Here is a 1,316-nt window from a genome sequence, read left to right as displayed (position 1 = left end):
CAGACCCAGACCTGCGTGGTGATCATTGATGACATCAACCGCTTCGCCCGCGATGTGGTGGGGCATTGGCAGTTGCGCGCGCTTCTGGCCGAGGCAGGCGGCAAGCTAGAAAGTCCGTCGATCGAGTTCGGGGACGACAGTGACAGCATTCTGGTCGAGAACCTGCTGGCCTCGGTCTCACAACACCAGCGCCAGAAAAACGGTGAGCAGACCAAGAACCGGATGCGCGGCCGGGCGCTGAATGGGTATTGGGTGTTCCGCGCGCCGATTGGCTATAAATACGAACGCCAGCCCGGGCATGGCAATATGCTGGTGCGCGATGAACCGCTGGCCTCCATTATTCAGGATGCGTTGGAGGGCTTTGCGACAGGCCGCTTTGAAACCCAGGCCGAGGTGAAACGCTTTCTGGAAGGCAAGCCTGCCTTTCCGAAAGACTTCCCCGATGGCACGATCCGGTTTGAGCGCATCATCCGGCTGATGACGCGCATTCATTTTGCAGGTTACATCGAAATCCCGGACTGGGATGTCTCGCTGAGGAAGGGGCATCATGAGGGCCTGATCTCGCTGGAGACCTATCAGCGCATCCAACAGCGGATCAAAGACGGCGCCCGTGCGCCCGCGCGCAAGGACATCAGCGCGGACTTTCCGCTGCGAGGCTTTATCCTCTGCGATGACTGCAACACGCCGCTGACCGCCTGCTGGTCCACCAGCAAGTCGGGCAAGAAGCATCCGTATTATCTCTGCCACGCCAAGGGCTGCCCCAGCTATCGCAAATCCATCCGCCGCGATGTGCTGCACAATGAGTTTGACACGCTGCTGCAAAGCCTGACGCCGTCTAAGCGTCTCTTCACCATAACCCAGACCCTGTTCAAGACCGCCTGGGGTCAACGGGCCGGACATATCGAAGCGGACCGGCGTCTGATCCAGACGGAACGGACCAGACTGGAGAAACAAACCGAAGAGCTACTCGACCGAATTATCGATACAGACAGCCGCACTCTGATCGCGGCTTACGAAAAGCGGATCGAAAAGATGGAGCGGCAAAAGCTGATCCTGGACGAAAAACTGACCAAACAACAAGAAATCCAGCGCCCCTTCGGCGAAATGTTCGAACACGCGATGGCCTTCCTCGCAAACCCTTGGAAACTCTGGCAAACCGGCCATATCGCCCTGCAAAACACCGTCCTGCGCCTGGTCTTCACTGAGCAAATTCCCTACGCCCGAAAATCAGGACTTCGAACACCAAAAACATCCATACCCTTCAAGGTGTTAGACGATATGAACAACACAAATTGTAAAATGGCGGAGAGACAGGG

The 1,316-nt window shown here is 57.1% G+C and carries 1 protein-coding gene; it reads left to right on the top strand.

Annotated features, from left to right (window positions below):
• On the top strand, window positions 1-1,316 hold a 1,316-nt coding region (locus H7848_RS19625), incomplete at both ends, for a recombinase zinc beta ribbon domain-containing protein (RefSeq protein ID WP_208354661.1).

The sequence above is a fragment of the Pseudaestuariivita rosea genome (assembly GCF_017592335.1).
Classification (GTDB): domain Bacteria; phylum Pseudomonadota; class Alphaproteobacteria; order Rhodobacterales; family Rhodobacteraceae; genus Parasulfitobacter; species Parasulfitobacter rosea.
The sequence above is the reverse complement of the archived record's forward strand: the minus strand, read 5'-3'. Positions and strand labels throughout refer to the sequence as shown.